Annotated in this window: 4 protein-coding genes and 2 pseudogenes; 5 read left to right on the top strand and 1 reads right to left on the bottom strand. The window is 69.9% G+C overall.

Going from position 1 to position 5,616, the window contains the following annotated elements; translation table 11 throughout:
- Positions 1–196 (top strand): annotated as a pseudogene (locus tag ABZ909_RS43365) (hypothetical protein); the annotation flags it as partial.
- Here ABZ909_RS43365 and ABZ909_RS43360 read toward each other — a convergent pair.
- Complete coding sequence (locus tag ABZ909_RS43360; RefSeq protein WP_357012293.1) at positions 174–797, bottom strand: TetR family transcriptional regulator; 624 nt, start codon at positions 795–797, stop codon at positions 174–176. The pseudogene ABZ909_RS43365 and the gene ABZ909_RS43360 overlap by 23 nt on opposite strands.
- Positions 798–876: 79 nt before the next feature.
- Between ABZ909_RS43360 and zapE the strand changes: the two genes are divergently transcribed.
- From zapE to ABZ909_RS43340, 4 genes and pseudogenes are all read left to right on the top strand, one after another.
- Positions 877–1,827, top strand: coding sequence for a cell division protein ZapE (gene zapE, locus ABZ909_RS43355; RefSeq protein ID WP_357012291.1), 951 nt, complete (start codon positions 877–879; stop codon positions 1,825–1,827).
- 221 nt (positions 1,828–2,048) lie between these two features.
- The gene (locus ABZ909_RS43350) at positions 2,049–3,215 is read left to right on the top strand and encodes a glycosyltransferase family 1 protein (protein WP_357012295.1); all 1,167 of its coding nucleotides are present in this window, start codon (positions 2,049–2,051) and stop codon (positions 3,213–3,215) included.
- Entirely contained in the window at positions 3,215–4,681 is a 1,467-nt protein-coding gene (locus ABZ909_RS43345; RefSeq protein WP_357012289.1) for a UDP-glucose/GDP-mannose dehydrogenase family protein, read from the top strand. The genes ABZ909_RS43350 and ABZ909_RS43345 overlap by 1 nt, the downstream gene beginning before the upstream one ends.
- A 393-nt stretch (positions 4,682–5,074) precedes the next feature.
- Positions 5,075–5,616 (top strand): annotated as a pseudogene (locus ABZ909_RS43340) (hypothetical protein); the annotation flags it as partial.

Raw genomic sequence — 5,616 nt, 5'->3', positions numbered from 1 at the left:
GCTGCTGGGCCCCCGGCCGCTGGGCATCTTCGTGGTGCGGGGTGAGACCGTGAAATGGGAACCCGCCGTGGATTTGAGCCGGATCTCGCTGCTCGGAGTGTTGACCGGGTTGATCGCCGCGACCCTGGGCACCGCGGCGGTGGTGCGGCGGCCGCCGTGGCCGGACACGATGATCAGGATTGTGCGGCGGTCCTGAGCTGAATCGCCAGTATCCGTGCGAGTTGGCGCACGCTCGCAGCGGATCCGGGAGCCAGTGTGATTCTGGCTCCGGCGAAGCGATCGAAGACCATGCCCTCGAGGACCGCGACGAAATCGGCTGCGGCGGTGGCCGGGTCGGGTGCGCCGAGGGTTTCGAAAAGCGTGGTCGCGTGCTGGTGGGAGAACAGGCAGCCGACGAGTTTCGCGTGCAGCTCGGCATCGCCGAGCAGGTCGACGATGAGCGCATGCCGGGCGATCAGATGGTTGCGGCGTTGTGCCAGTAGACGGTCCAGCCAGCCCGCGATGCCGTGCGCGATCCGATCCAGGTCGATCTGGGTGCGGGCCTTCACTTCTCCCTCGGGCACGGCCAGATCGGCCTGCCCGGCCGCGAAGTCGGTGCGGGAGCGGGTGGTGATGCGGTCCACGATGGCCTCGATGAGGGCCCGTTTGGTGCGGAAGTAGTAGGACGCCGATCCTGCGGGGAGTTCCAGCGCGGTGTCCAGGGCGCGGTGGGTGAGCGCCCGGAGTCCTTGTGTGGCGATGAGATCGATGGCGCTGTCCACGATGAGGGTGCGCCGGTCGGGTGTGGAGGCGGTCACCTTTGCTCCTCTGCATCTCCGTGATCCTCTACAACTATAGAGGAAGCTCTATAAGTGTAGAGGATGCCGGGAGGGTGTCATGGAAACGCCGGAGATCGTGCTCGATGCCGACCAGCGCCACGCCGCCGAGCAACTGGCCGCCATTGCCGAGCGGGTGGGCCGGAGGTGGCGGCGGCCGCGCGGGCTGTACCTGTACGGCGGTCCGGGGCGCGGCAAGACCATGCTCATGAACCGCTTCTTCGCATCGGTGTCGTCGAATCGCAAGCGGCGCTACCACTTCCACGCCTTCTTCGCGCAGTTGAACGCCGGAATCCACGAGTACGGGAGTATCGACGCCTCGGTGGACGCGCTGCTCGGCGACGCGGATCTGATCTGCTTCGACGAATTCCATGTGCACGACTCGGGCGATGCCCGGCTCGTGGCGCGACTGCTGGACACGCTGTTCGCCCGGCGCGTCACCCTCGTGGTGACCTCGAACTATCCGCCGCAGGACCTGCTGCCCAACCCCCTCATGCACGGCATGTTCGTGCCGACCATCGAGCGCATCCTCGAGCACCTGGACGTGGTGGCGGTGGACGGGCCGCAGGACTACCGCACGCTGGGGGGTCGGCACACCGGCTTCGCCGCCGGGCACTACGTGGTCGGGGCATGCCCGGTGAGCGGCGCGGTCGACCTGCCCGTCGCGCATCGGCGGCTGCATGCCCGCGCGCTGGAAAACGGGGAGCTCACCGTCGATTTCGCGGAGCTGTGCGGGATCCCGGTGTCGGCGGCCGATTTCCTGGGGCTCACCCGCGAGGTCCGCCGCTGGGTGGTGTGCACGGTGCCGCCCATGGGGACGGTGCCGCCGGACTGGGTGATGCGCTTCGTGAATCTGGTCGACGTGCTCTACGACGCCGACCTGGAACTGTCGATCTTCGCCGACGTGCCGCTGGCGGAGCTGGGCGGTGCGATCGAGCGGGTCCCCGATCTCTATCGCACCCTCAGCCGGCTCGCGGAGCTGCGCGAACCGGCAAACCTCGAGTCTCGATAGCCGTTCGGCGAAGCCCCGGTGAACTGGCCGACTTGATCGACGCGCACGGTTCACGTGCCGTCAACGCGGAGGGGGTCTGGCGTTGCGGGCCGCTTCCTACCGTGGCGTCAGGAGCAGCACCGAACCGGAGGGGAACGATGCGAATCCGCGAGCAGGCAAGGGATTCCGCGCCGCGGAACCCGAGCATACCGAGTAGTCCCCATATCCGGAAAAGCGCCCGCCTGCGGGTGCTGGTCGTCGCCGAGTCCTTTCTTCCCCAGGTCAACGGCGTCACCAACTCCGTGCGGCGGGTGCTGGATCACCTGGCCGCCAAGGGGCACGAGGCCACGCTGGTGGCCCCGACCGGCCCCGGCAAGTACGCCGGGTTCCGCGTGCACGTGGTGCGCGGGGCCCGGCTGCCCTTCTACCGGGATTTCCGGATCGGGCTGGAGACCCGCCGCCGGCTGCGCAAGATCATGCGCGAATTCCGGCCCGACGTCGTGCATATCGCCTCGCCGGCGACGCTCGGCTATCAGGCGGCCAAGGTCGCGAACGAGCTTGGGATTCCGACCGTCGCCATCTATCAGACCGATCTGGTGGGTTTCGCGCTGCGCTACGACCTGCCCGGCGGCGTCCGCGCCATGACCGCGCTGACCCGACGCATCCACCTGCGGGTAGACCGCACCCTCGCGCCCTCCACCGCCAGCCTGCGCCAGTTGGAGCTGATGGGCGTTCCGGGACTGGGCCGCTGGCCGCGCGGAGTCGACCTGCAGCAGTTCGGCCCGTTCCGGCGGTCGGCGGAACTGCGAAAGCGCCTGGCCCCCAATGGCGAAGCGCTGGTCGGCTATATCGGGCGCCTCGCGCCGGAGAAGGAGCTCGAGCTGCTCGCCGCGTTGCGGCCGCTGCCAGGCGTCCGGCTGGTCGTGGTGGGTGGCGGCCCCGAGGAGAAGCGGCTGCGGAAGCTGTTGCCGGACGCGGAATTCCTCGGCGTGCTGCACGGCGATGAACTCGCGGCGGCCTACGCCTCGCTGGATGTCTTCGTGCACACCGGACGCCACGAAACCTATTGCCAGGCAGCGCAGGAGGCGCTGGCCTCCGGTGTGCCGGTGGTCGCGCCCAAGTCGGGCGGTCCGATCGACGTGGTCACGCCCGGCACGGGTTTCCTCTATCCGCCCGGCGACGCCGAGGCGATGACCGAACTGGTGCGCCGCCTGGTCGAGGACCCGCGCCTGCGCGAGCAGACCGGGCAGAACGCGGTGCGCAGCGTGCGCGACCGGTCCTGGACGGCCGTCAACGATCTGCTCATCCGTCACTACCGCGAGGTGATCGCGGAACGCCTGCAGTCGGATTCGACTCTGCAGTCCGATTCGACGCGGGGCGAGTTCCCGGCCACCAAGGAGGCATCCTGATGCTCTGCATCTCCGTCATCGGCACCGGATACCTGGGCGCCACCCATGCCGCGGGCATGGCCGAACTCGGCTTCGACGTACTCGGGGTGGACAGCAATCCGGCCAAGGCCGCGGCGCTGTCCGCCGGGCGGGTGCCTTTCCACGAGCCCGGGCTGTCGGAACTGCTGGCCGGGCACGTGGCGGGCGGGCGGCTGCGCTTCGGCACCTCGCTGATCGAGGCCGCCGAGTTCGCCGACGTCCACTTCCTCTGTGTCGGAACGCCGCCCGGGGTGAACGGGGCCGCCGACCTGTCGCAGCTCTACGCCGCGCTGGACGGGCTGGTGCCGCACCTGACCCGCAACTGTCTGATCGTCGGCAAGTCCACGGTGCCGGTGGGCACCGCCGAGGCGCTCACCGCGCGCATTGCCGAGCTTGCGCCGGAAGGGATTTCGGTCGATCTGGCCTGGAACCCGGAATTCCTGCGCGAGGGGCACGCGGTCCACGACACGCTGCATCCGAACCGCCTGGTCTTCGGTGTCACCACGCCGGACGCGGAATGGGCGCTGCGACAGGTGTATGCCACGCCCATCGCCGCGGGCTCGCCGGTGGTGATCACCAACCTGCCGACCGCAGAGCTGATCAAGGTCTCCGCGAATGCCTTTCTGGCGACCAAGATCTCGTTCATCAATGCCATGGCCGAGCTGTGCGACCTCACCGGCGCGGACGTGACCCTGCTGGCCGACGCCCTGGGCCATGACGACCGGATCGGCCGAAAGTTTCTGGGCGCGGGCCTCGGCTACGGCGGCGGCTGCCTGCCGAAGGACGTGCGCGCCCTGATCGCCCGTGCCACCGAGCTCGGCGCGGGGGAGTCGGTCGACTTCCTGCGCGACATCGACGCGGTCAACCTGCGCCGCCGCGAGCGCGTGGTGCGGGATACCTTGGAGCTGCTGGGCGGCCACCGGCCGCAGGGCCGGGTCGGGGTGCTGGGTGCGGCGTTCAAGCCGCTCTCCGACGACGTCCGCGATTCACCCGCCCTCGATGTCGCGCAGCGGCTGCACGCGGCCGGGGTCGAGGTGACCGTATTCGACCCCGCCGCAACGGGTCCGGCGCGCGCCGTCGCCCCGCAGCTGGTGTTCGCCGCCACCCCGGCGGCCGCCCTGCACGAGGCGGATGTGGTCCTGCACCTGACCGAGTGGCGTGAATTCCGGGAACTGGATCCGGGGTTCCTGCGCACGGTCGCCCGCGGCCGGGTCATCATCGACGCCCGCAATACCCTCGACCCCGAGCCCTGGCTGGCGGCGGGCTGGGACTTCCGCGCTCTCGGCCGCCTGGTCGAGCCGCGCACCGTGGCCGGCCGCGTCGGGGCTCCCGCGGGAACCGCCTATCCGGCACCGGCGGTCCGGGAACCGGTGGCCGAACCCGCTCGCGCCCTGGCCCAGCCCTCGCCGCTGACCCGTCTACGCGCCCGCGTCCGCCGCACCGCCTGATCGCGACGGTCGCGGACCGTCGACCGCTCTGCCCGGCACGCGGTGTCCCCGCGTCGCCGGGCTGCCGCGCCACCGGGGGTGCGGGCTTCCGGCCTCGAATGCGCCGAAGGGCCGGGCGGCCCGCCCGCCTCGCGAGACCGGCCTGCCTCCGCTGTAGCCGCGATCCTGATCTGTGGCCCGGATCGTGCACGGATGGCGATAAGTGGGGTTGCGGCGGCGGGGTCGGCTTCGACCGGGATGACCTGGGTTTTCGGGTCTGGTGCGGGACGCCGTGCAGGTGGGGGATTTATGTGCGGCGGGTATGTGATTCCAGCTTCTCGATTTTGGTCCTGACGGACCACTCGGCATGTAACTATGTGCCTGATTTCTGCTGGACTCTGGTTAGGAGTGCTCGTGACTGGGGTGGGGACGGTGGCAGCGCGCGCGATCGCATTGATCGGGCTCGTGATGCTGGCTGTCGTCGCACTGCGCGGGTACATTCCGGGAACCGGAGGACCCGCCGCGCCACATCCGTCGTCCGCGGTGTCGCTGGCCTTGATGCCGGTGCTGCTGCTGGTCTCGATGGTGATCCTGGTGGCGGGTGTGATCAACAGCCAGCATCGCCTCCCGCTCGCCATGCCGGAACCCGATCGCGAATCCGCAGTGCGCGTGCCGGGCCTGCGGCGGCTCGGGCTCTTGCTGCTGGTCGGGATCGCGGCCATCGCGCTGATCGTGACCGCGGTGCTGTCGGTGTACCTGGTGACGCCAGCGCGGCAGACCCACGTGGTGACGCCGCCGACCGTCTCCGCCACCGGAACCGCCCCGCAGCCCCAGGAGACCGTGGCACCGCCGGAGGAATCGGCAAGCGTGCTCGACGAGTTCTACTGGCTCAACAAGGACGACCCGAACTTCTCTCTCGAGCGCGCCACCGTCAACCGCGGTCAGAGCGCCCGGAC

Origin of the sequence: Nocardia sp. NPDC046763 (assembly GCF_040645495.1) — a bacterium.
Classification (GTDB): domain Bacteria; phylum Actinomycetota; class Actinomycetes; order Mycobacteriales; family Mycobacteriaceae; genus Nocardia.
This window is presented reverse-complemented; position numbering and strand designations above follow the sequence as displayed.

Excerpts from the sequence above, each read along its gene's own strand:
- zapE (WP_357012291.1), top strand. The coding sequence starts at position 877 with ATGGAAACGCCGGAGATCGTGCTCGATGCCGACCAGCGCCACGCCGCC.
- ABZ909_RS43345 (WP_357012289.1), top strand. The coding sequence starts at position 3,215 with ATGCTCTGCATCTCCGTCATCGGCACCGGATACCTGGGCGCCACCCAT.